Raw genomic sequence first — 24,268 nt, 5'->3', positions numbered from 1 at the left:
ATCCCAAACTCTTGCGGCGCAAATAAATAAACCCATCTGCTTGGTCGGTCGAATCGGGCGCGGGTTCAGGCTGCCGAAAGGCCGATGGCTCCGTCAGAGTTCGCGGAAGGACGTGTGAGACGATGCTGAGCGAGGAAGAACTCGAGCGTTATGCCCGCCACATCGTGTTGCGCGACGTCGGCGGCCCCGGGCAGGCGGCGCTGAAGCGAGCCTCGGTGCTGGTGGTTGGCGCCGGCGGGCTCGGCGCGCCGGCCTTGATGTATCTCGCCGCGGCCGGTGTCGGCACGCTCGGTGTGGTCGATGATGATGTCGTGTCGCTCTCCAACCTGCAGCGTCAGGTGATTCATACGACGCCCGATATCGGCCGGCCCAAGGTCGAGAGCGCGGCCGAGCGCATCCAGGCGCTCAACCCGCACGTCAATGTCGTTGCGCATCGGACCTGGCTGAACGCCGACAACGTGCTCGATGTGGTCGGTGCTTATGATCTCGTGCTCGACGGCTCCGACAATTTCGACACGCGATATCTGGTGTCGGATGCCTGTTTCCTGGCGAGGAAGCCGTTGATTACCGGCGCGCTCGGCACCTTCGATGCCTCGCTGACCACGATCCGCGCGCATGAGACGAATGCGCAAGGCATTTTCAATCCGACCTATCGCTGCCTGTTTCCCGAACCGCCGCCGCCCGGCACCGTGCCGGCCTGCGCGGAGGCCGGCGTCATGGGCGCGCTCGCCGGCGTCCTCGGTTCGATGATGGCGCTGGAAGCGATCCGGGAGGTCGTCGGTTTCGGTGACGGCCTGGTCGGCCGGCTGCTGATGCTGGACGCGCGCACCATGCGCTTCGAGACCCTGCGCTACAGCCGCGATCCGACCAATCCCCTGAATGGCGATGGGCCTGTCATCGCCGATCTGAGCGCGCATCGGTGAGATCGACCTCTCCCGCACGCGGGAGAGGCAGCGACGATCACGCCGTCAGTCGGCGCTCGCTGTCCATATGGACAAGCTGCGATTCCTGATAGCGGGCGCCGGCGGCAACACCCGGCGGGAAAGCCTTGTCGAGCGCGGAGAGATGCGCCTCGGTCAGCTTCAGCGCGAGCGCACCGAGAGCTTCCGACAGGCGGTCGCGGTGCCTTGCACCGACCAGCGGCACGATATCCTTGCCTTGGGCCGCGACCCAAGCGATCGCCACCTGTGCCGGAGAGGCGCCGATATCATCGGCGATTCCGCGCAAGGTCTCGACCAGCGCGAGATTCTTGTCGAGATTGTCGCCCTGAAACCGTGGCGCGCTGCTACGGAAATCCTTCACGGCCCGGTCCTTCGACCAGTGGCCGCTGATCAGGCCGCGCGAGAGCACGCCGTAAGCGGTGATGCCGATGCCGAGCTCGCGGCAGGTCTTCAGGATGTCGCCCTCGATGCCGCGCGAGACGAGCGAATATTCGATCTGCAGGTCGCTGATCGGATGCACCTTGTGGGCGCGGCGAATGGACTCCGAACCCACTTCCGACAGGCCGATATGCTTGATGTAGCCGGCCTGCTTCAGCTCTGCCATGGCGCCGATGGTCTCTTCGATCGGCACCGACGGATCGAGCCGGGCAGGACGATAGATGTCGATCGCTTCGACGCCGAGCCGCTGCAGCGAGTAGGCGAGGAAATTGCGCACGGCAGCCGGCCGGCTATCGTAGCCGTGCCAACCCTTGGCGGGATCGCGCAGCGCGCCGAACTTGACCGAGATCTGCAGGTTGCGAGGCCCGGCCGAGGCAAGCGCCTCGCGGATCAGCGTCTCGTTATGGCCCATGCCGTAGAAGTCGCCGGTGTCGAGCAGCGTGATGCCCGCATCGAGCGCGGCATGAATCGTGGCGATGCTCTCGGAGCGGTCGGCCGGACCGTAGAAGTCCGACATGCCCATGCAGCCAAGACCAATGGCGGATACGCGTGGGCCGGTCGCGCCGAGTTGACGGATTTCCATGATCGTTCTCCTTCGCTGGGACAGCGGCCGCTGGGGCCGACTGGACAACGCGGATATCGATCGTTTTCCTCGGTTCGATAAGCCGGACAATTCCGAACGGACCGTTCGGAATGCCGAACAATCAGCGTGGCCGCGGCTTCGGAGCGACGCAAGATCGCCCCCGCCCTGCACGGCAGGGCAAGCTCACAGCATGCTGGGTAGCACCCGATCCGGTGGCTTATGGCTGTCGAGGAAGGTCTTGATGTTGATGATGACCTTCTCGCCCATTTCGACCCGGCCTTCGATCGTGGCCGAGCCCATGTGCGGGAGCAGCGTGACCTTGCCGGCTTTGGCAAGCCGCACCAGGCGCGGGCTGACTGCAGGCTCATGTTCGAACACGTCGAGCCCGGCGCCGGCGATATCGCCGGATTCGATCAGCTTGGTCATCGTCTCTTCGTCGATCACCTCGCCGCGCGCGGTGTTGACGATGTAGGCGTCCTTGCGGATCAGCTTCAGCCGCCGCGCCGACAACAGATGGAACGTGGCCGGCGTGTGCGGACAGTTCACCGAGATGATGTCCATCCGCGCCAGCATCTGGTCCAGGCTTTCCCAATAGGTCGCGCCCAGCTGCTCGGCGATGACAGGGGCCACCGGACGGCGGTTGTGATAGTGAATCTGCAGGCCGAAGGCGCGGGCGCGGCGCGCCACCGCCTGACCGATCCTGCCCATGCCGATGATGCCGAGCCGCTTGCCGCCGATACGGTGGCCGAGCATCCAGGTCGGCGACCAGCCCGCCCAGTTCTTGCCCTCGGTCAGGATCGAAGCGCCCTCGATCAGCCGTCGTGGCACGGCAAGGATCAGCGCCATGGTCATGTCGGCGGTATCCTCGGTGAGCACTTTCGGCGTGTTGGTCACGGTGATGCCGCGCGCGATCGCTGCGGCCACGTCGATATTGTCGACGCCGTTGCCGAAATTCGCGATCAGCCGCAGCTTGCTCTCGGGCGTGTTCAGGATGTCGGCGGTGATGTGGTCGGTGACCGTCGGAACCAGGACGTCGGCAGTCCGCACAGCCTCGGCCAACTGCTCCGCGCTCATCGGTTCGTCGTCGAGATTGAGCCGGGCGTCGAACAGCTCGCGCATCCGGGTCTCGATCGAGTCCGGCAACTTGCGCGTCACCACGACCAGGGGCTTTTTCCTAACCGACATGTCTTGCTCTCATGAGATCCTTCAGACCTCATTAACCGGGTTCGCCGAAACTACCGTCGCAGCCTATGCCGGCGTTCCCAGGGGATGGTCTCTCGGATCTGTTTTGGGGTTCCCGATCCGTCCCTTGCAAGGATTCGCCGGACGTTGAGGCGCGTCCTGGCCGTTGTGTTCGGTCCTCTGTAGCAGAAGGCAGGCCCAAGACAAGGCGCAGGACGCCCGCCGGAAGGTCCCCGCCCGCACAGGGGGATCCGGCGGGGTCGGTGGGAGCGGGCGAACGATTGCACGTGCGAAATCGGTCGAGGCGTCGATTCGGCGAGGGAGAGTGAGTTGCGTTTGATGGCGTTGGGGCGTTTTTCTTCGTTCGTGATGCTGGTCGCGGCCTTTCTGGGATTTGCGCTCAACCCGCCTGCCTCGGCCAAGGACTCCACACCGACCACCAGCGGCCTGCCCGTGCCGCGCTACGTCAGCCTGAAATCGGACCATGTGAATGTGCGGGCCGGTCCGACCAAGGACAACGATGTCGCCTGGGTCTACACCCGCTCGGGCCTGCCGGTGGAGATCACCGCCGAATATGAGAATTGGCGCCGGGTGCGCGATTCCGAAGGCGCGGAGGGGTGGGTGTATCATTCGCTTTTGTCGGGCCGCCGCACCGCTGTCGTGACGATGAAGAACAAGGATGACCTCGCCTCGCTCTACGACAGCGCCGATGCGACAAGCTCAGTCACCGCGCGCCTGCAGGCCGGCGTGATCGCTCAGGTCAAGAAGTGCAACGGCTCCTGGTGCCACGTCTCCGGCAACGGCTTTGATGGCTGGATCGAGCAGCAGAGGCTGTGGGGCGTCTACGCCGACGAGCAGGTGAACTAAGCGCCCGTGTCGCCGCGCCGATCACCGGCGGCTCGATTCCGATCTTCGTCTTGCCCTGAAACGCAAAATGGCCGGAACAATCCGGCCATGACGACAAGTCCGAGCGCCGCAGAGTGTGCCAGCGGCTCAGCGCTTCTTGCGCAGGCGCACCACCATGTCGACGCGGGAAATCTCGTAACCGTCCGGGACCTCTGGAAGCTTGGTCAAGGCCAGATGCTGATCGGGAATGTCGACCAGCTCGTGGTTGTTCTCGAGATAAAAATGATGATGCGTGGTGACGTTGGTGTCGAAATAGGTTTTCGTGCCGTCGACGCTGACCTGGCGCAGCAGCCCCGCATCGGTGAGCTGGTTGAGCGTATTGTAGACGGTGGCGAGCGAGACCGGAACTTTGGCCAGCGTCGCTTCCTCATAGAGCATTTCGGCCGTCAGATGCCGCGCGCCCTTCCCGAACAAGAGCCAGCCCAACGCCATGCGTTGCCGTGTCGGACGCAGGCCCGCCGCCTGCAGCATTTCGTTGACGTCGTGCCAGGGGCAGCCGTTGAGCGCAGGTTGGCGCCCGGTTCCGAGCCTGTCACGGCTCGTCCGGTCGTCACTCACGATCGATGCGTTGTCGGTCGCGTCCACTTCAAACACCGCAAGTTGATACTCTTAAAAAGATATATGGAGAGAAAGCGGTACAGATGCAAGCTCTTCGCAACTGAGCCTATCTAGAACGCTCCTAAATCGCGCGAGCGCCTCGGAAACGACCGGAAAAAGATGCGGCGATTTAACCGGTCTCGGTGCTTTGCCGCCGAACGCCCCTATGTTAGAGAGCGGCCGGACCGGAACGGCCCGTTTGGCAATGGTGATCGCCATTTTGCCTTGAGCTTGCCGTCCGGCGTCGTCATCAGGTGTTCGACTGCAGGTTTTTACCTCCAGGAGGCCTGGCTCAAGCTGCCTCCGACACGGTTGGTGAACGGGCGCTTGGGCAGCGAGGCAGGTCCGATTTCGCGCGAAAATCTCCATCGGAGATGTTGAGGAGGCTATTTGAGCATGCTGGATCGGCGCAGCGGTTATGAATATGAGGACTTGCTGGCCTGCGGGCGCGGAGAGCTGTTCGGTCCGGGTAATGCCCAGCTGCCGCTGCCGCCGATGCTGATGTTCGATCGCATCACGCAAATTACCGATACGGGCGGCGAATTCGGCAAGGGCCTGGTCCGCGCCGAACTCGACGTGAAGCCGGATCTCTGGTTCTTTGCCTGCCATTTCAAGAACGACCCGGTCATGCCGGGCTGCCTCGGCCTGGATGCGCTGTGGCAGATGGTGGGTTTCTACCTCGGCTGGATCGGCGGCGAAGGCCGCGGGAGGGCTCTCGGCCTCGGCGAGTTGAAGTTCTCCGGCCAGGTGCTGCCGCACGTTCGCAAGGTCGAGTACAACGTCGACATCAAACGCGTGATGCGCTCAAAGCTGGTACTTGGTATTGCCGATGGGTGGCTTTCCATGGACGGCGAGATTATCTATCGCGCCAAGGATCTGAAGGTCGGCTTGTTCAAACAAGGGACTGCGCCGTCTTGAACCGGTCGCATCCAAACACAGACATTGTAGCAACCGTGATTGCGCAAGGACACAAGGGTAAGGCGAGGCGGACATGAGGCGGGTTGTCATCACCGGGATGGGCATCGTCTCATCGATCGGCAACAACACCCAGGAAGTGCTGGCGAGCCTCCATGAGGCGAAGTCGGGCATCTCCCGCGCCGAGAAATATGCCGAGCTCGGCTTTCGTTCGCAGGTGCAAGGTGCGCCGACCCTGAATCCGGCCGAGGTCGTCGACCGCCGGGCCATGCGCTTTCTCGGTGAGGGCGCAGCCTGGAATCACGTCGCGATGGAGCAGGCGATCCAGGACTCGGGGCTGGAGCCGAACGAGGTCTCCAACATCAAGACCGGCATCATCATGGGCTCCGGCGGTCCGTCGACGCGCACCGTGGTCGAAGCGGCGGATATCACCCGCACCAAGGGCCCGAAGCGGGTCGGACCTTTCGCAGTGCCGAAGGCGATGTCGTCGACCGCATCCGCCACGCTTGCGACCTGGTTCAAGATCAAGGGCGTGAACTACTCGATCTCCTCGGCCTGTGCGACCTCGAATCATTGCATCGGCAATGCCTACGAGATGATCCAGTACGGCAAGCAGGACGTGATGTTCGCCGGCGGCTGCGAGGAGCTTGACTGGACCCTGTCGGTGCTGTTCGACGCCATGGGCGCGATGTCCTCCAAGCACAATGACACGCCCGCCACCGCCTCGCGTCCCTACGACGTCACGCGCGATGGCTTCGTGATCGCCGGCGGTGCCGGTGTGGTGGTGCTGGAGGAACTCGAGCACGCCAAGGCGCGCGGCGCCAAGATCTATGCCGAGCTCGTCGGCTATGGCGCTACCTCCGACGGCTATGACATGGTCGCACCGTCGGGCGAGGGCGCGGAGCGCTGCATGCAGATGGCGCTATCTACGGTCAAGACCAAGATCGACTATATCAACCCGCACGCCACGTCGACGCCGGCCGGCGATCCGCCGGAAATCGAGGCGATCCGCAAGGTGTTCGGCAGGGGCGAGAAATGTCCGCCGATCTCGGCGACCAAGGCGCTGACGGGGCATTCGCTCGGTGCGACCGGCGTGCAGGAAGCGATCTATTCGCTTCTGATGATGAAGAACGGTTTCATCTGTGAAAGCGCCAACATCACCGAGCTCGATCCGATCTTCGCGGACATGCCGATCGTACGCAAGCGCATCGACAACGCCAAGCTCGGCACGGTGCTGTCCAACTCGTTCGGCTTCGGTGGTACCAACGCCACGCTGGTCTTCAAGCACCTCGACGCCTAACCCCATCGCACGGCCTGGGCGATCCGAGGGATCGGACCGGGCTCTCGTTGGTGAGGACATCGGACATGTCCAGGCCAGCAAGCCCTTGACGGCTCGGGCGACTGCTGGCGAGGTGCAGGCACGTGCCGCCTCGACGTGGCCGAGACGTCCTCCAGCAAACTAGGAAGCACTGCACCATGCACGAGCTGATGAAGGGCAAGCGCGGGCTGATCATGGGCATCGCCAATGATCATTCGATCGCCTGGGGCATTGCGAAGACGCTCGCCGCCCATGGCGCCGAGATGGCCTTCACCTATCAGGGTGACGCGCAGGCGCGGCGGCTGCGGCCGCTGGCTCAGACGCTCGGATCGGATCTCGTGCTGCCCTGCGATGTCGAGGACATCGCAAGCGTTGATGCCGTGTTCGAGGCCCTGAGCAAGAGCTGGGACCGGCTCGATTTCGTCGTTCATGCGATCGGCTTCACCGACAAGAACGAGTTGCGTGGGCGCTATGCCGATACCACGCGCGAGAATTTCCTGCGCACCATGCTGATCTCCTGCTTCTCCTTCACCGAGGTGGCGAAGCGGGCGGTGCCGCTGATGACCGACGGCGGCTCGATGATCACGCTGACCTATGGCGCCTCGATGCGGGCGATGCCGAACTACAATGTCATGGGCGTCGCAAAGGCTGCGCTGGAGTCCTCGGTGCGCTATCTCGCGGCGGATTTCGGCGCCCAGCGCATTCGCGTCAATGCGATCTCTGCCGGTCCGGTGCGTACGCTGGCCGGCTCGGTGATCGGCGACGCGCGAGCGATGTTCGGATTCCAGCAGAAGCATTCGCCGCTCGGACGCGGCGTGACGCTCGATGAGCTCGGCGGCTCCGCGCTGTATTTGTTGTCCGACCTCGCCGGCGGCGTCACCGGCGAAATCCATTACGTCGATTCCGGTTTCAACATCGTGCTGCAGCCGCGGCCGGAGAACCTGCCGCCGGAATAGCGTTATTGGCCTGAGGCGATCTTCTCGGCGCGCTGGAAAGCGGGCCGCGCGATGCAGCGCCCGATATAGGCGTCGAAGGACGGCCGCGACGGCAACATCTTGAACAGCCGGACCGAGAAATTCAGCGCCGAGCCAATGACGACATCGGCGGCCGAGAAGTCCTCGCCAAGAATCCAAGGTCCTTTCGCCAGCGCCTGATCGAGCACGTCGACCACGCGTGCGACTTCGCCCCAGCCCGCGGCGACCGGGTTCATCTCCAGCTTGGTCGCGACCTGGACCATCGCGGGCTCGATGCAGCCGGGCGCGAAGAACAGCCATTGCAGGTATTTCGCGCGGCGTGGATCGCCGACGGCAGGCGCGAGCTTCGCCTCCGGATAGCGCTCGGCGATATAGGCGCAGATCGCCGCAGCCTCGGCCAGCGTCGCGTCGCTATCCTTCAGCGCGGGCACCTTGCCCATCGGATTGATCGCGAGATATTCGGCCGACTTCTGCGCGCCTGTGGTGATGTCGATAAGGACCCGCTCATAGGGTTGACCGGCTTCTTCCAGCATCCAGAGCGCGGTGAACGAGCGCGTCCTTGGAGCCCAATAGAGTTGCATCATGGGTGTTTCCGTCGCTTGGCTGGGGGATGCACTTTCAGAGCTGCACTCGAATGACGCCGGCGGCGGGATGCTGCAACGTCGTGGCTCACTGCTTCTCAAGATACTTCGGCAGATCGCGGTCGAGCTTGTCCGCAACCAGTGTCCGTATCCGTTCGCGGAGCACGACGCTGTTGGCAGCAGCCGAGGGGGGATCGGGGAAGTCCGCGTTGTCGAGCTTCTTGAGAGGGTCCTCGGTGATCCTCATGCTTTCTGCGAGTCGTGAGCCGGTGTCCGCCGCAAAGCTGCTGATCCTCTCGTAGGATTTTCCATCGATCAGGCTGATCGTGAAATTGGCGAACAGATGCGAGTGTCTGATGAGAGAGCCAAGGCCTTGATTATAGGCGCCGATGCCTTTCACCGTCAGGTTCGTGCCCGCGATTTTTCCTTCAAACGTCGTCACGACGAGATAGCGGTCGCAATTCGAATTGGCGGTCACGTCTCGAACGATCGACGTCAAACTCTCGCGAGGATCGGGCAAGAAACGCGATTTCGGATGGTAGTAGGGCTCAAAGGCGCCCTTCGGATAGCTGATCCTCCGGACCGTCGGATCGTTGCCGGTGGCGGCGCGCACGCGTGCCACGACGAGGTCGCCAAGTCCCCAGCCCTCGACCGGTACCTCGGTCACCTCGGTTTCGAATATCGTGACGCCGAATTTGTCGATCTCCAGACGGTCTTCAACGACTGAGACTACGCCGAGGGTGCAGGGGCCGCTTTCGACTGGCTTCGCACTGGCTTTGGTTTGGCCGGATGGCTTCCTCGCGACCGTCTTGGCTGGCGCCTTCGATCGGACTTGGGGAGAGCGCGCTTCGGCTGACGGTGCTTGGCTCGACGGAGCTTGGGCTGATGCGGCGACGGCGAAGGAGGATGCCGCTATCGCAGCGGCGAGAAAACGCAACATGACTGATCTCGCGGGCGACGTCTCTGTGAACGGGCGTGTTCCGATCACATGAAACTAGAGAGTGTTCCCGGCACCAGCAAGCTGAACATCAGCCGGGAGCAATCATGCTCCGCCGCAACCGTCACAGAGTCGCCGGGTCTCGCTTCCAGCGATAGTATTTCATCAACCGCACGTGCGATGGCTCGACCTCTTCTTTCTCGAGCACGAAGCCCTCGCGCTCGTACCAGCGCCACGCCTTCTCGTTGCCCTCAGCACAGCGCAGCCAGATCTCATCCGGCAGCAATTCTCGGGTGAAGGCGAGCAGCCGGCGGCCGAGCGACCGGCCTTGATAACTGGGCGCGATCATGAGCTGATCGAGGTAGAGCTTTGGCACGTGCACGGCGAGCATCGCGGCGAGCTCGCTGCCGTACTCGGCGACATAGAGGCTCCAGCCTCCGGCGATCTCACGCGGCAGGCGCTCTCTCAAGATAGTGAGCAATCTCCCACTCGGGACCTCCAGTCCTGTCGAGCACCAGCTGTCCATCCAGAGTTTTGCGATCGCATCGTATTCGTCTGAACGGGCCAGGCGGATGATCATGGTCATGGTGACGATCCTGACGAGGAACGAGGTGGCTTGAGTTACGCGCCGCCGAAACTGCCGTCGTTGCGAGGAGCCGAAGGCGAACAATCCAGATCTGCTTTTTGGCTCCTGGATTGCTTCGCTTGCGCTCGCAGTGACGGCGTAGCCAATGGCTGTCCGTACCTGAATATCGCAACTAGGGCGACGATGAAGCTGAGCTAACAAAAAAGGCGGCCCTGACGGCCGCCTTTCGTTGTCTTCAGCCAAGTCCTGCGCGGGTTACTCGCCGGCGGCCTCGCGCGGCGCCTCGGTGGCGGCAGCTTCCTTCTGCTTGGCCTCGAGGTCCTCGCCGGTCTCCTGATCGACCGCCTTCATCGACAGCCGGGTCTTGCCGCGATCGTCGAAGCCGAGCAGCTTGACCTTGACCTTGTCGCCTTCCTTGACGACGTCGGTGGTCTTCTGCACCCGCTTGTCGGCGAGCTGGGAGATGTGGACGAGGCCGTCGCGCGAACCGAAGAAGTTCACGAAGGCGCCGAATTCCATCACCTTCACGACGGTGCCGTCGTAGATCTGGCCGATCTCCGGATCGGAGGCGATCGACTTGATCCACTTGATCGCGGCCTTCATCGCCTCGCCGTCGTTGGAGGCGACCTTCACGGTGCCGTCGTCCTCGATGTTGACCTTGGCGCCGGTCTTCTCGACGATCTCGCGGATCACCTTGCCGCCGGTGCCGATCACTTCGCGGATCTTGTCGGTGGCGATCTTGAAGGTCTCGATGCGCGGCGCGTATTCGCCGAGCTCGGCACGCGCGGCAGTCAGCGCCTTGGACATCTCACCCAGGATGTGGATGCGGCCGTCGCGGGCCTGCGCCAGCGCAACCCGCATGATCTCCTCGGTGATGCCCTCGATCTTGATGTCCATCTGCAGCGAGGTGATGCCGCCCTCGGTGCCGGCGACCTTGAAGTCCATGTCGCCGAGATGGTCCTCGTCGCCGAGAATGTCCGAAAGAACCGCGTAGCGGCTGCCTTCCAGGATCAGACCCATGGCGATGCCTGCGGTCGGCCGCTTCAGCGGCACGCCGGCATCCATCAGCGCCAGCGACGAGCCGCAGACGGTCGCCATCGACGAGGAGCCGTTGGACTCGGTGATCTCCGAGACCACGCGCACCGTGTAGGGGAATTCATGGTGCGGCGGCAGGACGGGGTGGATCGCGCGCCAGGCCAGCTTGCCGTGGCCGATCTCGCGGCGCTTGGTGCCGCCGAGACGGCCGGTCTCGCCGACCGAGTAGGGCGGGAAATTGTAGTGCAGCAGGAACGTCTCCTTGTACGTTCCCGACAGCGCGTCGATGTACTGCTCGTCCTCACCGGTGCCGAGCGTGGTCACGACCAGCGCCTGGGTCTCACCGCGGGTGAACAGCGCCGAGCCGTGAGCACGGGGCAGCACGCCGACCTCGCAGACGATGTTGCGGACGGTCTTGACGTCGCGACCGTCGATGCGGCGGCCGGTGTCGAGGATGTTCCAGCGGACGATCTTGGCTTCCAGCTCCTTGAACACGTCGGCGACGCGGAGCTTGTCGTATTTCGGCTCCTGCCCTTCCGGGAAGAAGTGCGCCATCACCTTCTCTTTGGCGGCGCCGACGGCAGCGTAGCGCTCCTGCTTGACCGGGATCGCATAGGCCTTGCGCAGGTCCTGCTCGGCGACCCCGAGCATCTCCTTCTCGATCTCGCCGTTGTCGATGATCGCAACGTCGCGCGGTTCCTTGGCTGCCTTCTCCGCCAGCTCGATGATCGCGTTGATCACCGGCTGGAAGTGGCGGTGGCCGAACATCACCGCGCCGAGCATGATGTCCTCGTTGAGCTCCTTGGCCTCCGATTCCACCATCAGCACCGCGTCCGAGGTGCCGGCGACGACCAGATCGAGCTGGGTGTCGGTCATCTCGTCGAGCGTCGGGTTCAGGATGTATTCGTCATTGGCGAAGCCGACCCGGGCAGCGCCGATGGGACCCTTGAACGGCACGCCGGAAAGCGTCAGCGCAGCGGAGGCTGCGACCATTGCCAGGATGTCCGGATCGTTCTCCATGTCGTGCGACAGCGTGGTGATGATCACCTGGGTCTCGTTGCGCCACGCGTCGACGAACAGCGGACGGATCGGGCGGTCGATCAGGCGGGAGACCAGCGTCTCCTTCTCGGTCGGACGGCCTTCACGCTTGAAATAGCCGCCGGGAATGCGGCCCGCGGCATAGGCCTTCTCCTGGTAGTCCACGGTCAGCGGCAGGAAGTCGACGCCCTCGCGCGGTGCCTTGGCTGCGACGACGGTGGCAAGCACCACGGTCTCGCCGTAGGTGGCGACCACGGCGCCGTCGGCCTGTCGCGCGATCTTGCCGGTTTCAAGCTTGAGGGGGCGTCCACCCCAGTCGATTTCGACGGAATGCTTATTGAACATTGATATCTTCTTTCATGAAGTCGGCGAAGGACACGGCCCCAGAAACACAAAAACCATGCGCAAGATGGCAGGACGCTGGATTGCGGTCAGCGCCCTGCGATCCTGCCATGGTTTTTATCTTTCGGATGGTGTCCATCCTTCCGGTCAACGGGCACCTTGCCCGTCAGGCCCAGCGGCCGGATTGCTGCTGGGACATACTGCAAACTGGGCAAATCGGTCGGAACAGCGTCTGCTGTGTCTCACCGATCGTGCCCCAACACGCGAACTCGCAGGGTGAAAGCCGCGAACCGGCGGCTCTCGCAAGCTCATGCAAAAACGCGCGCCACGTTGCGCGCGTCCATTCCTAACACCACCTTAACGGCGGATGTTGTGCTTCTCGAGCAGCGCCTTGTAGCGCGCCTCGTCGGTCTTCTTCAGGTAGTCGAGCAGCGAACGGCGCGTCGACACCAGCTTCAAGAGGCCGCGGCGCGAATGATTGTCCTTGCCGTGGGTCTTGAAATGGCCGGTCAGGTTGTTGATGCGCTCCGAGAGGATCGCGACCTGAACTTCGGGGGAGCCGGTATCGCCGGGCTTGGTGGCGCTGGTCTTGATGATTTCCGCCTTGCGTTCTGCGGTAATCGACATCGTCAGTCTCTTTCGTTGCGACCGGGGTTTGCAGTCAATCCGGTCAGGTTGAACACGCGCTTGGGGATGAGTTCGCCATTGCCAATTTCAGCAAGCGCCAGAAGGCGGCCTGCGACGGTGACATAGACTGTGCCGCTGCTATTGGGCGCATCCCGTCCGCGCAACAAAACGGCCTGGCCCCTGTGGAGCCTTGCCGCATCAGCCCGAGTGACGGCCAGTGCCGGGATGTCGTCCAGCGCGGTCTCAACGGGCAAGAGGGCGTCCGCGAGGCTTCCCTCGCCGGACGCGGCTCTATTGCATAAAGCCTCCAATTGTTCCAGCGGAATCATGTCGTTCTCGGTAAACGGGCCGACCAGGGTCCGTCGGAGCGCGCAGATATGGCCGTAACAGCCGAGGAGGCGGCCGATGTCGCGGGCCAGCGCCCGGACATAGGTTCCCTTGCCGCATTCGGCCTCGAACACCGAATGGGAGCTATCTGGTTGTTCTACAAGCGTTAATTCGTGGATCTCGACCGGGCGGGGGGCCAGTTCGACGACCTCGCCGTCGCGCGCCAGATCATAGGCACGTTCGCCCTGTACCTTGATCGCCGAATAGCGCGGCGGAACCTGGGCGATCAGCCCGGTGAACTGCGGCAGCAGGGCACGGATCGCCTCGACGCTAGGCCGGGCCTCGCTGGTCTGGACTGCCCGCCCCTCGGTGTCGTCGGTGTCGCGTTCCTCGCCCCAGCATACGGTGAAGCGATAGCGCTTGCGGCCGTCCATCACGAAGGGGACGGTCTTGGTGGCTTCACCCAGCGCGATCGGAAGACCGCCGGAGGCGAGCGGATCCAGCGTGCCGGCGTGCCCCGCGCGCTTGGCCTGGAACAGCCGCTTCACGACCGCGACTGCTTGGGTCGAGGTCATGCCGACCGGCTTGTCGAGCACGACCCAGCCGTGGACGTCGCGGCGATCGCGGCGCGGCTGGTTGCCGTGGCGCTGCTTGTTGCGGGGATCATTGTTGTCGCGCGGCTGCGTGCGTCCGCCGGCCGATTTATCGCCTCGGAGTTCGGTGGCTTCGGCGTCTGGCGCCAGCACGGCGCCGGTTTCGGGGGGGATATTCATCAGTTCTCTTCCGAATCCGAATGAAGGTCTCTTTGCACCGCAGGTGTTCTTAGTAATTTCTCGATCCGTTCCGCTTCATCGAATCGTTCGTCGACGCGGAAGCGGATGTCAGGTGCAAATTTCAGGTTAACGCGACGCGCGATCTCTCCGCGCAAAGTTTTCTTGTTGCGCTCCAGCGCCGCGAGCACGATCTCGGTGTCGCGTCCGCCGAGAGGCATCACGTAAATGGTTGCAAGCTTCAGGTCAGGCGACATGCGGACTTCGGGCACCGTGATGATGTGTCCCTCGAGGTCCGGATCATGGGCGCTACCGTGGGAAAGAATCTCGGCGACAGCGTGGCGCACGGTTTCGGCCACGCGCAGCTGACGCTGCGATCCGCCGGGAGCTGCGCTTCCCTTCTGATGATGGCGAGGCATTTTTCAAATCCAATAGTGATCGCCTGCGCGCTACGCGGCGATTGCGGTCATTCTGTTGAGTTCAACGACACTCTCGGGAGTTCAAAAGACCCCGGCGAATCCTCAAAGGAAACACCGAGCTTCGGCGCTCTCGTGAGTTCAAAGGCGGCGAGCGCCCCGCCACATGCGGGACGCTCCTCGCTTCGTTCCAACGCACGTAAGATTTGGACTTACAGCGAGCGCTGGATCGTCTCCACGCGGTAACACTCGATCACGTCGCCGACACGCATGTCGCCGTAGTTCTCGAAGGCCATGCCGCATTCCTGGCCGGCCTGCACTTCCTTCACTTCGTCCTTGAAGCGCTTCAGCGTCGACAGCTTGCCCTCGTGAACCACGACGTTGTCGCGGATCAGGCGGACATTGGCGCCGCGCTCCACGGTGCCGTCGGTGACCCGGCAGCCCGCGACCTTGCCGACCTTGGAGATGTTGAACACCTCCAGGATCTGCGCGTTGCCGAGCATGGTTTCTCGAAGCGTGGGTGCCAAGAGACCGCTCATCGCCTTCTTCACGTCATCCACGAGGTCGTAGATGATGTTGTAGTAGCGGATCTCGATGCCGTTGCGCTTGGCGGCGGCGGCCGCCTCCTTGTTGGCGCGGACGGAGAAGCCGATGATCGCGGCGTTGAAGCCTTCCGCGAGCGTCACGTCGGACTCGCTGATGCCGCCGACGCCGGCGTGCAGGATGCGGGCGGCGACCTCCTCGGTGCCGAGCTTCTCCAGCGAACCCAGGATCGCTTCGAGCGAGCCCTGCACGTCGGCCTTGATGACGAGCGGGAATTCCTTGCGGCCAGCCGTCTTCAACTGCGACATCATCTGCTCGAGCGAGCCGCGCATGCCGGAAATGTTGGCTGCGGCATTCTCGCGCTTCTGGTGCGCACGATAGCTGGTGACCTGGCGGGCGCGGGCTTCGTTCTCGACCACCGCGAGACGATCGCCGGCCTCCGGCGGACCGTTGAAGCCGAGCACTTCGACCGGCACCGAGGGGCCGGCTTCGGTCAGCGTCTCGCCCTGGTCAGAAATCAGCGCGCGCACGCGGCCCATCTCGGCGCCGGCGACGATGATGTCGCCGACACGCAGGGTGCCGCGCTGCACCAGCACGGTCGCCACCGGACCGCGGCCGCGATCGAGCTTGGCTTCGATCACGGTGCCTTCGGCCGGACGGTGCGAGTTGGTCTTCAGGTCGAGAATTTCGGCCTGCAGCGCGATCATCTCCAGGAGACGATCGAGATTGGTCTTGTTCTTGGCGGATACCTCGACGTCGACGACATCGCCGCCCAACGACTCGACCTGCACCTCGTGCTGCAGCAGCTCGGTGCGGACCCGTTCAGGCCGTGCATCGGGCTTGTCGATCTTGTTGATCGCGACGATCATCGGCACCTTCGCCGCCTTGGCGTGGTTGATCGCCTCGATCGTCTGCGGCATCACGCCGTCATCGGCCGCGACCACCAGCACCACGATGTCGGTGACCTTGGCGCCGCGGGCGCGCATCGCGGTGAACGCGGCGTGGCCGGGCGTATCGATGAAGGTGATCTTCTTGCCGGAATCCGGCGCGGTCACCTGATAGGCGCCGATGTGCTGGGTGATGCCGCCGGCTTCGCCGGAGACCACATTGGCGTGGCGCAGCGCGTCGAGCAGCGAGGTCTTGCCGTGGTCGACATGGCCCATCACGGTCACGACCGGCGAACGCGGCTCGGTGTCGGTGGAATCGTCGACTACATCGAACAGGCCTTCTTCGACGTCGGAGGCGGCCACGCGCTTCACGCTGTGGCCGAGCTCCTCGGCGATCAGCTGCGCGGTGTCGGCATCGATCACGTCGGTGATCTTGTGCATCGCGCCCTGCCGCATCAGCAGGCGGATGACGTCGACCGCGCGCTCCGACATGCGGTTCGCCAGTTCCTGGATCGTGATCGCTTCCGGGATCGTCACCTCGCGGACCAGCTTCTCCTTCGACTCGTTGGCGGCATGGCCCTTCAGGCGCTGGGTCCGGCGGCGGAACGAGGCGATCGAGCGCTCGCGGACATCGTCGGCCGTCAGCGCCGTGACCACGGTCAGGCGGCCGCGCTGCTTTTGGGGCGCGGGCTTGTGCGTGGTCTTCGGCGCCATGACCGGGCGTGCGGCGCCGCCCGGACCACGGCGGATCTGGCGCGGACCCTCATCCTCGTCCGGCCCGGCGGCGACGCCGGGAGGCGTGCGGCCGAGCGGACCGCCGGCGGGCCTGGCGCTGGCAGCCGTGCGCGCGCCCGCGGGCTGTGCGCCGGCGGGGCGCGAACCGGAACCGATTTGTGGTGGCCGACTGCCGGGGGCGCCGATCGGGCGGCCAGGCGCGGGCGTTGGCCGGGCCGGCGCTGTCGCGGCCGGCTGCGGTGCTGCGGCCGCAGCAGCCTGTTGTGGGCGCGCTTCGCCTTCGCCAAATCGCTTCTTGGCCTCTTGCTCGGCCTTGCGCTTGGCTTCCTCTTCCTGGCGGTGGCGTTCTTCCTCAGCCTTGCGGCGCGCTTCGGCAGCTTCGCGCTCAGCGCGTTCGGCGGCCTCACGCTCGGCGCGACGCCGTGCCTCTTCCTCGGCTTGACGGCGCTCCTCGACGTCGCGCTGGCGAGCGTCGGCCAGCGCGCTGGCGCGCGCGGAGCGCTCGTCCTCGGTCAGCGTGCGCAGGACCACGCCGGATCCGCCGCGCTGCGCCGGACCCGATTGCCGCGGGCCAGAAGGCCGTGGGCTTGGCGGCGGCGGCGATGCCTTGGCGACGACCGGCTCCGGCGCGTGCGGCGCCTCGGGTCCATCGCCCATCCGGCGCTTGCCGCGCTTCTCGACCACCACCTGCTTGCTCCGGCCGTGTGGGAAGCTCTGGCGCACCGTGCCGGTCTCGACGCGCGGCTTCAGCGTCAAGGTCTTGCTCGGGACACTCAGTTTCTTGTCGCCCGGAGTATTGTTGTCGGCCATTCAGTCGTCCTAATCTCGTTATTTTCGTGCGGGAAGCCGCACCGTCCCATTCGTGCAAATCGTCGCTAGATCTTCGAATTCCCGGCCGCGGTTCCGGCAGTCTTGTCAGCGTCGGCCGACCGGTATCGGACCAGTGTCTGGCTGCGCGACAGGAATGTCCTGCTCGCCGGGCCCGCGAGCACGGCAGCATGTATCACATTTGACCGCCCTAGTGCCAAATCCAATTCTGCCGATGTGAGGCAGCTGATGATTGGAAATGTCGGGGCTTGCCCTGGATCCCCGGCATTTGGCCGCGCGAGCGCGTCGAGCTTGCGGATTCCGTCCGGTGCACCGTCGCTGGCATGGATCAGCGCGGCAAGGCCTGTCCGCGCTTGCCGCTGTGAGAGTGCCGCCTCGACCTTGGCAAAACCGGAAACGACCTGCCCCGCCTTGGCCGCGATCCCGAGCGCGTCGATGGCGCTGCGCGCCAGCAAGGCGTCGGTCTCCTCGGCAAGGGCCGGGTTGACCCGAACATCCCGCTTGAAGCCCCGGCTGAAATGGTGACGGCGCACCGCTTCCGCAACGGTCTGTCGCGAGGCTGAAATCCATAGCCCGCGGCCGGGGAGCTTGCGCTTGATATCAGGTATGACCTCGCCAGAGGGCGCGACGACGAAACGGATCAGCTCGCTGATCGGCCGCACCTCGCGACTGACCGCGCAGGTCCGCATGGTCGCGGACTTGTCGGTCCGCGGTCCATTGTCGAGCTCGGGGTCAGCCAGGGCGAGCATGCGGTCGGGCGGCTCCTCATCTCAGCTGCGCGAGTTCATGGCGGGTGTCATCAGCGCGTCCATCGGGTCAGGCTGCTGGCTGGTCTTCGGAGGCCTCTTGCTCCTCGGGCTTCTTGGCCAGATCGGCCTCGCTGATCCAGCCGGCCTTAACGCGGGCCTGCATGACCATCTCCTCGGCGTCGTCGCGGGAAATATCGATGCCATCGAGGATGCCGGGATATTTGGTCTGCTCGCCGCCGTCCTTGCGCTCGGTCCAGCCGACCAGGTCGTCGGTGGCGCAGCCGGCGAGATCCTCGACCGTCTTGATGTCGTTCTCGCCGAACTTGACCAGCATCTTGGAGGTGACGCCGGGAACGGTCTTCAAGGCGTCCTCGACGCCGAGCTCCTTGCGCTTGGCCTCGAGCTCAGCCTCCTGCTGCTCCAGGAACTCGCGCGCCCGGGTCTGCAGCTCGGTCGCGGTTTCCTCATCGAAGCCCTCGATGCCGGCCAGATCCTTCAGATCGACCAGTGCCAATTCCTCGACCGAGGTGAAGCCCTCGGACGCCAGCAGCTGGCCGACCACCTCGTCGACATTCAGCGATTCCATGAAGACGCGGGTGGAGTTCTCGAAATCGGCCTGACGGCGCTCCGATTCTTCCTGCTCGGTCAGGATGTCGATGTCCCAGCCGGTCAGCTGCGAGGCCAAGCGGACGTTCTGGCCGCGGCGGCCGATCGCCAGCGACAGCTGATTGTTGGTGTCGGGAACCACGACCTCGATACGCTCCCGGTCTTCATCGATCACGACCTTGCTGACCTCGGCAGGGGCCAGCGCGTTGACCACGAAGGTCGCGATGTCCGGCGACCACGGGATGATGTCGATCTTCTCGCCCTGCAGCTCGTTCACCACGGCCTGCACGCGCGAGCCGCGCATGCCGACGCAGGCGCCGACCGGATCGACCGAGGAATCGCGGGACACCACGCCGATCTTGGCGCGCGAGCCCGGATCGCGGGCCACCGCCTTGATTTCGACGATGCCGTCATAGATCTCCGGCACCTCCTGCGCGAACAGCTTCGCCATGAACTGCGGATGGGTCCGCGACAGGAAGATCTGCGGGCCGCGGGTCTCGCGGCGGACGTCGAAGACATAGGCGCGGACGCGGTCGCCGTTGCGGAAGACCTCGCGCGGTAGCATTTCGTCGCGGCGGATGATGGCCTCGCCACGACCGAGGTCGAGGATCACGCTGCCATATTCGACGCGCTTGACGACGCCGTTGACGATGTCGCCGATGCGGTCCTTGAATTCCTGATACTGCCGGTCGCGCTCGGCCTCGCGCACCTTCTGCACGATCACCTGCTTGGCCGATTGCGCGGCGATGCGGCCATATTCCAGCGGCGGCAGCGTGTCGGCGATGGTGTCGCCGATCTGCGCGCCCGGATTGGCGCGCCGCGCATCCTCCAGAGAAATCTGGTTCGAAGCGTTCTCGACCTTGTCGACCACCAGCATGTGGCGCGACAGGCGCAGTTCGCCGCGCTTGGGGTCGATCTCGGCATGCACGTCGGTCTCGCTGCCGTAACGGGCGCGGGCCGCCTTTGCGATCGCGTCTTCCATCGCCGCGATCACGATGCCACGGTCGATCGACTTTTCGCGCGCGACTGCGTCGGCGATCTGCAGCAGTTCCAACCTGTTGGCGCTGACGGCCATGGCTCAGTCTCCTCTAATCAGGATCGATCTCGCCCCTGCGCGCGCGTTGCGCGGCGAGGCGATGTTGCTTGGTATTTTGCGGCAAAGGCTTCTTTGCCGGTTTCTTGTCTGTACGCTGGCTCGGACCCTTGGCCTTGCCGGCCGGCTTGGCATGCGGCGCGAGGGGTGGGGCGAGACCGAGGTCGCGCTTCAGCTCCCGTTCGGCAGCCTTGCCGCGACGCATCGACTCCGCGATCAATTCGTCGGTCAGCACCAGCTTGGCGTCGCCGATGTCGCCCATCGGCAGCAGCACATCCGGCTCCTGATCCTTCGGCACGTCGTCCCGGGTCACCCGCACGGCCTCGCCCTCGACGCCGGCCAGGATGCCGCGGAACCGCTTGCGGTTCTGATGCGCGACAGCCATCTCGATCTTGACCAGATGGCCGGTGTAACGGACGAAATCGGAGCGGCGCACCAGCGGTCGGTCGATGCCGGGCGAGGAAATCTCCAGCCGATAGGCGCGTTCGATTGGGTCGGCGATGTCGAGCACCGGCGACAGTGCCCGCGACACTGCTTCACAGTCCTCGATCTGCATCGTGCCGTCCGGGCGTTCCGCCATGACCTGCACCGTGCAGCCGGCCTCGCCGGAAATCCGGATGCGTACCAGCCGATATCCCATGCCCTGCAGCACCGGCGCCGCGACCGCGGCCACCCGCGCGGCCACGCCCGGCTCGACAACGAGACGAGGCTCGGTCAAGAGGTCGGTGTCGACAGGGTCTAACGTGGGCTCGGTCATTGTCAGGCGTCGATCAGATACGGTCTTGTCAATGCGGTGAGTTGCAGTCCCGGCTCTTTGGGCTTTTGGAACTCGTCCGATCGCGTTCCCCGAGCCCGGCTGCGGATTCGGCCGCCGGCGAGTTCAGGTAATAAAAAAGAGCGGGTCCCGGAGGGCCCACTCTCACTACGCGATCGTATATGAGAAACTGTAAGTTGCAGTAGATATAGCGGTTCTGGTGCGATCCGGCAAGGGCCGGGAAGCCAGGTCCGAGAGATTTTGGCCTCGATTCGGAACGCCATCTCCCGCGACGAGGTGGCTGAGCACCTAACCGTTGATTCACCAAGACCCGTTAAACTCCACGGAATTTTCGGGTCGTCTGGCGGAGACCCCCTTCCCGTAGGTCTCCATTGTGTTGCGTATCGAGTCCTTGCCATGACCATCGCCATTTCGCTGATCCCCGGGGTCGATCAGATCATCAGGCGGGGTGATCGCGGGCGCCGATCCGAGGCTGCCCGCCGCATCGCGGACTTGTTCTTCGAAGATGCCGCCAAGCTTCGTCCCGAACACATCAACCTGTTTGACGGGCTTTTGATCGCGCTGGTTCCGCACACGGATGTGATTGCGCGGATCGATCTCGCCGAGCGGCTGTCACGGCTCGACCGGGCGCCGCGGATTCTTGTCCGCCAGCTCGCGCGCGAGGACGAGATCATGGTGGCGGGGCCGCTCTTGCGGCGTTCCCCGGTGCTCGACGAAACCTGCCTGATCGAGATCGCGCGCGACCAGGGGCAGGACCATCTCCTGGCAATGTCGGAACGGCCGACGCTCTCGGCCGATGTCACGGATATCCTGGTCTGTCGCGGCGACCGCGACGTCGTCCGCCGCGCCGCGGGCAATGGCGGCGCACGGTTTTCAGAATTCGGCTATTCCGAGCTGGTCAGCCGGGCGAGCTTCGACGGCGTGCTGACGCTGACCGTGGGCAAACGTCACGATCTGTCGGACGCGCATCTCAAGACGCTCGTTGCTGGGTCTCTCGAAGTGGTCAGGCGACGGCTGTTTGACGTCGTCAAGCCGGAGCGCCAGGCCAAGATCCAGGAGGCAGTTGCGGACCTCAATGGCACGACAGGATCGGTCCCGAGCTCCCGGAATTTCGTCCCGGCTCAGCGCACCGTTCTGGCGCTCTATGAGTCCGGCGGCCTCAACGAAAGCGCGCTGCTCAGCTTTGCGCGGAGCTATCAATATGAGGAGACCGTCGCCGCGCTGGCAGCGATGTCGGGTTTGAAGATCGTGATCCTCGACCGGCTGATGTCGGGCGACCGTCACGATCCACTTCTGATCATCGGTCGCACCATCGGGCTGGAATGGGCAACCGTACACGCGTTGATGACGCTGCGGCTTGGACCGAAGCGGATTCCTGCGCAGGCCGATATCGAAGCCGCTCGCGTGAACTACGCACGGCTCGTGCCATCCACGGCCGAGCGCGTCGTGACGTTCTGGAAGACCAGGCATTAGCTGGACCGCCCAGTAACGAGCTGGCAACCATCGCAACGGGGACTTCCCGCCGCGCCGCCGTCTCCGCGCCGCTGTTACTTTCTGCGGAAGCGCAGATAGTTGGCGACGCGGCCCTCACGCGTGGCCTTCTGACCGTAGCGGGTCATGGTGTAGCCGGGCCAGGGCTGGCGCCAGTCGTCGGCGCGCTCGGCCGTCCACTCGAACTGCGGCGAGCGCAACAGATGCCACAGCGTCCAGGCGCAGTAATCGTCGATGTCGCTGACGAAGCGGAATTCGCCGCCCGGCCGGAGCGCTCGCGCCATTGCCGCGATCATCGCATCCTGCACGAACCGCCGTTTCCAGTGTCGCCGTTTCGGCCAGGGATCCGGATGGATCAGGTCGATCCGGGCGAGCGATCCGGCCGGCAGCCACGCCAGCAACTCGGCGGCATCGCCGGCCAACAAGCGGATGTTGCGGACATGATGAGCCTCGATCTGCGCCAGGATCTTGGCCATGCCGTTGACATAGGGCTCGCAGCCGATGAAACCGGTCTCCGGATAGCTGAGCGCCTCGGCAACCAGATGCTCACCGCCGCCAAAGCCGATCTCGAGCCTGAGCTCCTTGGCCGGAGGATCAAACAGGTCGAGGACGGAGGCGGCCGGATGTGCGAGATCGAGTGCCAGATGCGGCAGCAGGTGCTCGATCAGGTCGGCCTGATGCGCCCGCAGCCGATGGCCTTTGCGGCGCCCGAAGAACGAGCCTTGCCGATGCGATGTCGCGTCGTCACCTTGGCCCTCAGCGTCCGGCATGTGGACGGCATCCTTCATCGCAGCGTCTGATACAGGCGGTGCAACAGCCGCGTCCGCGGCTCGATCGAAGAGATATACATCTGTTCGTAGTGCGTATGTGCGCCCTTGCCGTCGACGCCGAGGCCGTCGAGCGTTGCCGTGAACGGCGCCGTGAAATTGCCGTCGGAGCCGCCGCCGGTGGAGGTGCCGACGAGGTCGAAACCGATCTCGTCCGCCAGCGTCCGCGCGTGCTCGAACAGGGCCGCGCCGGCATTGCTCTTTTCGTAAGGAGGACGATTCAGTTCGCCTTTCACCTCGACCGTTACGCCCTCGGTGCGCGACTTCAAGTTCAGGATCTTGGCCAGGATTTCGTCGGCGTCGGTCAGCGTCGGGAGACGGGCATCCACCTCGGCATAGGCAATCTCCGGGATGACGTTCGGCCGGGTGCCGCCACGGACGACGCCGACATTGACCGTGACTCCCCGCTTGGGATCGTTCAGCGCCTCCAATGCGTGGATCACATTGGCGAGCTCGCGGATCGCGCTGCGGCCGTCCTCGGGTCGGGTGCCGGCATGGGCCGGCACGCCGGTGATCGAGATGTCGAAACGGGCCACGCCCTTGCGCCCGGTCACGATCTTGCCGCCGTCGCGGGCGGGTTCCGTCACCAGTACATATTTCGCCTTACGACCTTCCGCCTCGATCAGCGCCCGTGAGGTCGGGCTGCCGATTTCCTCGTCGGAAACAAACAATTGCGTAATGCCCAGCGGCGCGCGTTCGCCGCTCAGGCAAAGCTGACGAAACGCATAGTAGGCGAGATAGGCCCCGCCCTTCATGTCATAAATGCCGGGACCATAGGCGCAGTCCCCCTCCACCTTGAAGGGCAGCCGTTCGATGAAGCCAAGCGGATGAACGGTGTCGAGATGGCTGAGCACCAGGATGCCCGGTGCATCCTGGCCCCATGACGAGCGCGCCAGCAGATGGTCGCCGCAGCCATCCCGGCCGGCGACCCGCTCGATCTCGACGGGGAGGTCGCGATAGCCCTCGGCAACCAGCGTGGCCAAACGGTTGACTTGTTCAGGTGCATCGGTCGGCGTTTCGATCTCGACCCAGCGTCGGATGCCGGCGAGGATGATGCTGCTATCGAAGGGATGGCTAATCGCAGTCATGGTTATTGGTTCGTCACCTTCATCAAGTGCTGCCCCGCTCGCCCATCAAGTGCTGCCCCGCTCGCCTCAAGTGCGCTTTCGCAAGATCGGCTGCAGAGCTCAGCATTCCGGCGCGACAACCGCCGCGGGCGCC

Annotated in this window: 22 protein-coding genes; 6 read left to right on the top strand and 16 right to left on the bottom strand. The window is 64.4% G+C overall.

Annotated features, from left to right (window positions below; translation table 11 throughout):
- The first annotated feature begins 122 nt into the window (after window positions 1-122).
- Entirely contained in the window at window positions 123-923 is an 801-nt protein-coding gene (locus tag QXZ85_RS08260) for a molybdopterin-synthase adenylyltransferase MoeB (RefSeq protein ID WP_315767731.1), read from the top strand.
- A gap of 37 nt (window positions 924-960) precedes the next feature.
- On the opposite strand, the gene QXZ85_RS08255 is transcribed toward QXZ85_RS08260, so the two are convergent.
- Together QXZ85_RS08255 and QXZ85_RS08250 are read right to left on the bottom strand one after the other, a co-directional pair.
- Entirely contained in the window at window positions 961-1,962 is a 1,002-nt protein-coding gene (locus QXZ85_RS08255) for an aldo/keto reductase (protein ID WP_315743539.1), read from the bottom strand.
- A 183-nt stretch (window positions 1,963-2,145) separates the two neighbouring features.
- Window positions 2,146-3,147, bottom strand: coding sequence for a D-glycerate dehydrogenase (locus tag QXZ85_RS08250; protein ID WP_315702357.1), 1,002 nt, complete (start codon window positions 3,145-3,147; stop codon window positions 2,146-2,148).
- A gap of 336 nt (window positions 3,148-3,483) precedes the next feature.
- On the opposite strand from QXZ85_RS08250, the gene QXZ85_RS08245 reads away from it, so the two are divergent.
- Window positions 3,484-4,011 (top strand): SH3 domain-containing protein, encoded by a 528-nt coding sequence (locus tag QXZ85_RS08245; RefSeq protein WP_315702358.1) that lies wholly within the window; start codon window positions 3,484-3,486, stop codon window positions 4,009-4,011.
- 126 nt (window positions 4,012-4,137) lie between these two features.
- Here QXZ85_RS08245 and irrA read toward each other — a convergent pair whose 3' ends face one another.
- Window positions 4,138-4,611 (bottom strand): iron response transcriptional regulator IrrA, encoded by a 474-nt coding sequence (gene irrA, locus QXZ85_RS08240; protein WP_409977480.1) that lies wholly within the window; start codon window positions 4,609-4,611, stop codon window positions 4,138-4,140.
- 432 nt (window positions 4,612-5,043) lie between these two features.
- On the opposite strand from irrA, the gene fabA reads away from it, so the two are divergent.
- From fabA to fabI, 3 genes are all read left to right on the top strand, one after another.
- Window positions 5,044-5,565 (top strand): 3-hydroxyacyl-[acyl-carrier-protein] dehydratase FabA, encoded by a 522-nt coding sequence (fabA, locus tag QXZ85_RS08235; protein ID WP_315703148.1) that lies wholly within the window; start codon window positions 5,044-5,046, stop codon window positions 5,563-5,565.
- A gap of 73 nt (window positions 5,566-5,638) precedes the next feature.
- Window positions 5,639-6,862 carry a beta-ketoacyl-ACP synthase I gene (gene fabB, locus QXZ85_RS08230; RefSeq protein WP_315702359.1) on the top strand — a complete coding sequence of 408 codons (1,224 nt, stop codon included), beginning with the start codon at window positions 5,639-5,641 and terminating at the stop codon, window positions 6,860-6,862.
- Between the two features lie 176 nt (window positions 6,863-7,038).
- Window positions 7,039-7,836, top strand: a complete 798-nt coding sequence (fabI, locus tag QXZ85_RS08225; RefSeq protein WP_315702360.1) for an enoyl-ACP reductase FabI — start codon at window positions 7,039-7,041, stop codon at window positions 7,834-7,836.
- Between the two features lie 2 nt (window positions 7,837-7,838).
- Here fabI and QXZ85_RS08220 read toward each other — a convergent pair whose 3' ends face one another.
- The 11 genes from QXZ85_RS08220 to rimP all read right to left on the bottom strand — a co-directional run bounded on the left by QXZ85_RS08220 (window position 7,839) and on the right by rimP (window position 20,711).
- The gene (locus QXZ85_RS08220; protein ID WP_315728102.1) at window positions 7,839-8,438 is read right to left on the bottom strand and encodes a glutathione S-transferase family protein; all 600 of its coding nucleotides are present in this window, start codon (window positions 8,436-8,438) and stop codon (window positions 7,839-7,841) included.
- Between the two features lie 85 nt (window positions 8,439-8,523).
- On the bottom strand, window positions 8,524-9,375 hold the full coding sequence (locus QXZ85_RS08215) for a hypothetical protein (RefSeq protein ID WP_315702362.1): 852 nt from the start codon (window positions 9,373-9,375) through the stop codon (window positions 8,524-8,526).
- 121 nt (window positions 9,376-9,496) lie between these two features.
- Window positions 9,497-9,958: a GNAT family N-acetyltransferase gene (locus QXZ85_RS08210; RefSeq protein WP_315702363.1), complete on the bottom strand. Its 462-nt coding sequence runs from the start codon at window positions 9,956-9,958 to the stop codon at window positions 9,497-9,499.
- Between the two features lie 255 nt (window positions 9,959-10,213).
- Entirely contained in the window at window positions 10,214-12,376 is a 2,163-nt protein-coding gene (gene pnp / locus QXZ85_RS08205) for a polyribonucleotide nucleotidyltransferase (RefSeq protein ID WP_315702364.1), read from the bottom strand.
- 354 nt (window positions 12,377-12,730) lie between these two features.
- Window positions 12,731-13,000 (bottom strand): 30S ribosomal protein S15, encoded by a 270-nt coding sequence (rpsO, locus tag QXZ85_RS08200; RefSeq protein WP_315702365.1) that lies wholly within the window; start codon window positions 12,998-13,000, stop codon window positions 12,731-12,733.
- Window positions 13,001-13,002: 2 nt separating this feature from the next.
- The gene (truB, locus tag QXZ85_RS08195) at window positions 13,003-14,100 is read right to left on the bottom strand and encodes a tRNA pseudouridine(55) synthase TruB (protein WP_315702366.1); all 1,098 of its coding nucleotides are present in this window, start codon (window positions 14,098-14,100) and stop codon (window positions 13,003-13,005) included.
- Window positions 14,100-14,516, bottom strand: coding sequence for a 30S ribosome-binding factor RbfA (gene rbfA, locus QXZ85_RS08190; protein ID WP_315702367.1), 417 nt, complete (start codon window positions 14,514-14,516; stop codon window positions 14,100-14,102). Before rbfA ends, truB begins: the two co-directional genes overlap by 1 nt.
- A gap of 209 nt (window positions 14,517-14,725) precedes the next feature.
- The gene (gene infB / locus QXZ85_RS08185; RefSeq protein WP_315702368.1) at window positions 14,726-17,488 is read right to left on the bottom strand and encodes a translation initiation factor IF-2; all 2,763 of its coding nucleotides are present in this window, start codon (window positions 17,486-17,488) and stop codon (window positions 14,726-14,728) included.
- Window positions 17,489-17,553: 65 nt separating this feature from the next.
- A complete protein-coding gene (locus QXZ85_RS08180; RefSeq protein ID WP_315702369.1) occupies window positions 17,554-18,255 on the bottom strand; it encodes an RNA-binding protein in 702 nt (233 codons plus the stop codon).
- A 67-nt stretch (window positions 18,256-18,322) separates the two neighbouring features.
- A complete protein-coding gene (gene nusA / locus QXZ85_RS08175; RefSeq protein ID WP_315702370.1) occupies window positions 18,323-19,936 on the bottom strand; it encodes a transcription termination factor NusA in 1,614 nt (537 codons plus the stop codon).
- Between the two features lie 13 nt (window positions 19,937-19,949).
- Complete coding sequence (gene rimP, locus QXZ85_RS08170) at window positions 19,950-20,711, bottom strand: ribosome maturation factor RimP (RefSeq protein ID WP_315702371.1); 762 nt, start codon at window positions 20,709-20,711, stop codon at window positions 19,950-19,952.
- A 414-nt stretch (window positions 20,712-21,125) separates the two neighbouring features.
- Between rimP and QXZ85_RS08165 the strand changes: the two genes are divergently transcribed.
- Window positions 21,126-22,202, top strand: coding sequence for a DUF2336 domain-containing protein (locus QXZ85_RS08165; protein WP_315766371.1), 1,077 nt, complete (start codon window positions 21,126-21,128; stop codon window positions 22,200-22,202).
- A 74-nt stretch (window positions 22,203-22,276) separates the two neighbouring features.
- On the opposite strand, the gene trmB is transcribed toward QXZ85_RS08165, so the two are convergent.
- Both trmB and QXZ85_RS08155 read right to left on the bottom strand, forming a co-directional pair.
- A complete protein-coding gene (gene trmB / locus QXZ85_RS08160; RefSeq protein ID WP_315767732.1) occupies window positions 22,277-22,990 on the bottom strand; it encodes a tRNA (guanosine(46)-N7)-methyltransferase TrmB in 714 nt (237 codons plus the stop codon).
- Between the two features lie 14 nt (window positions 22,991-23,004).
- Window positions 23,005-24,135, bottom strand: coding sequence for a M20 family metallopeptidase (locus QXZ85_RS08155; protein ID WP_315702373.1), 1,131 nt, complete (start codon window positions 24,133-24,135; stop codon window positions 23,005-23,007).
- Window positions 24,136-24,268: the final 133 nt, after the last annotated feature.

Origin of the sequence: Bradyrhizobium sp. SZCCHNGR1005 (assembly GCF_032489995.1) — a bacterium.
In the GTDB taxonomy this organism is placed as follows: Bacteria; Pseudomonadota; Alphaproteobacteria; order Rhizobiales; family Xanthobacteraceae; genus Bradyrhizobium.
This window is presented reverse-complemented; position numbering and strand designations above follow the sequence as displayed.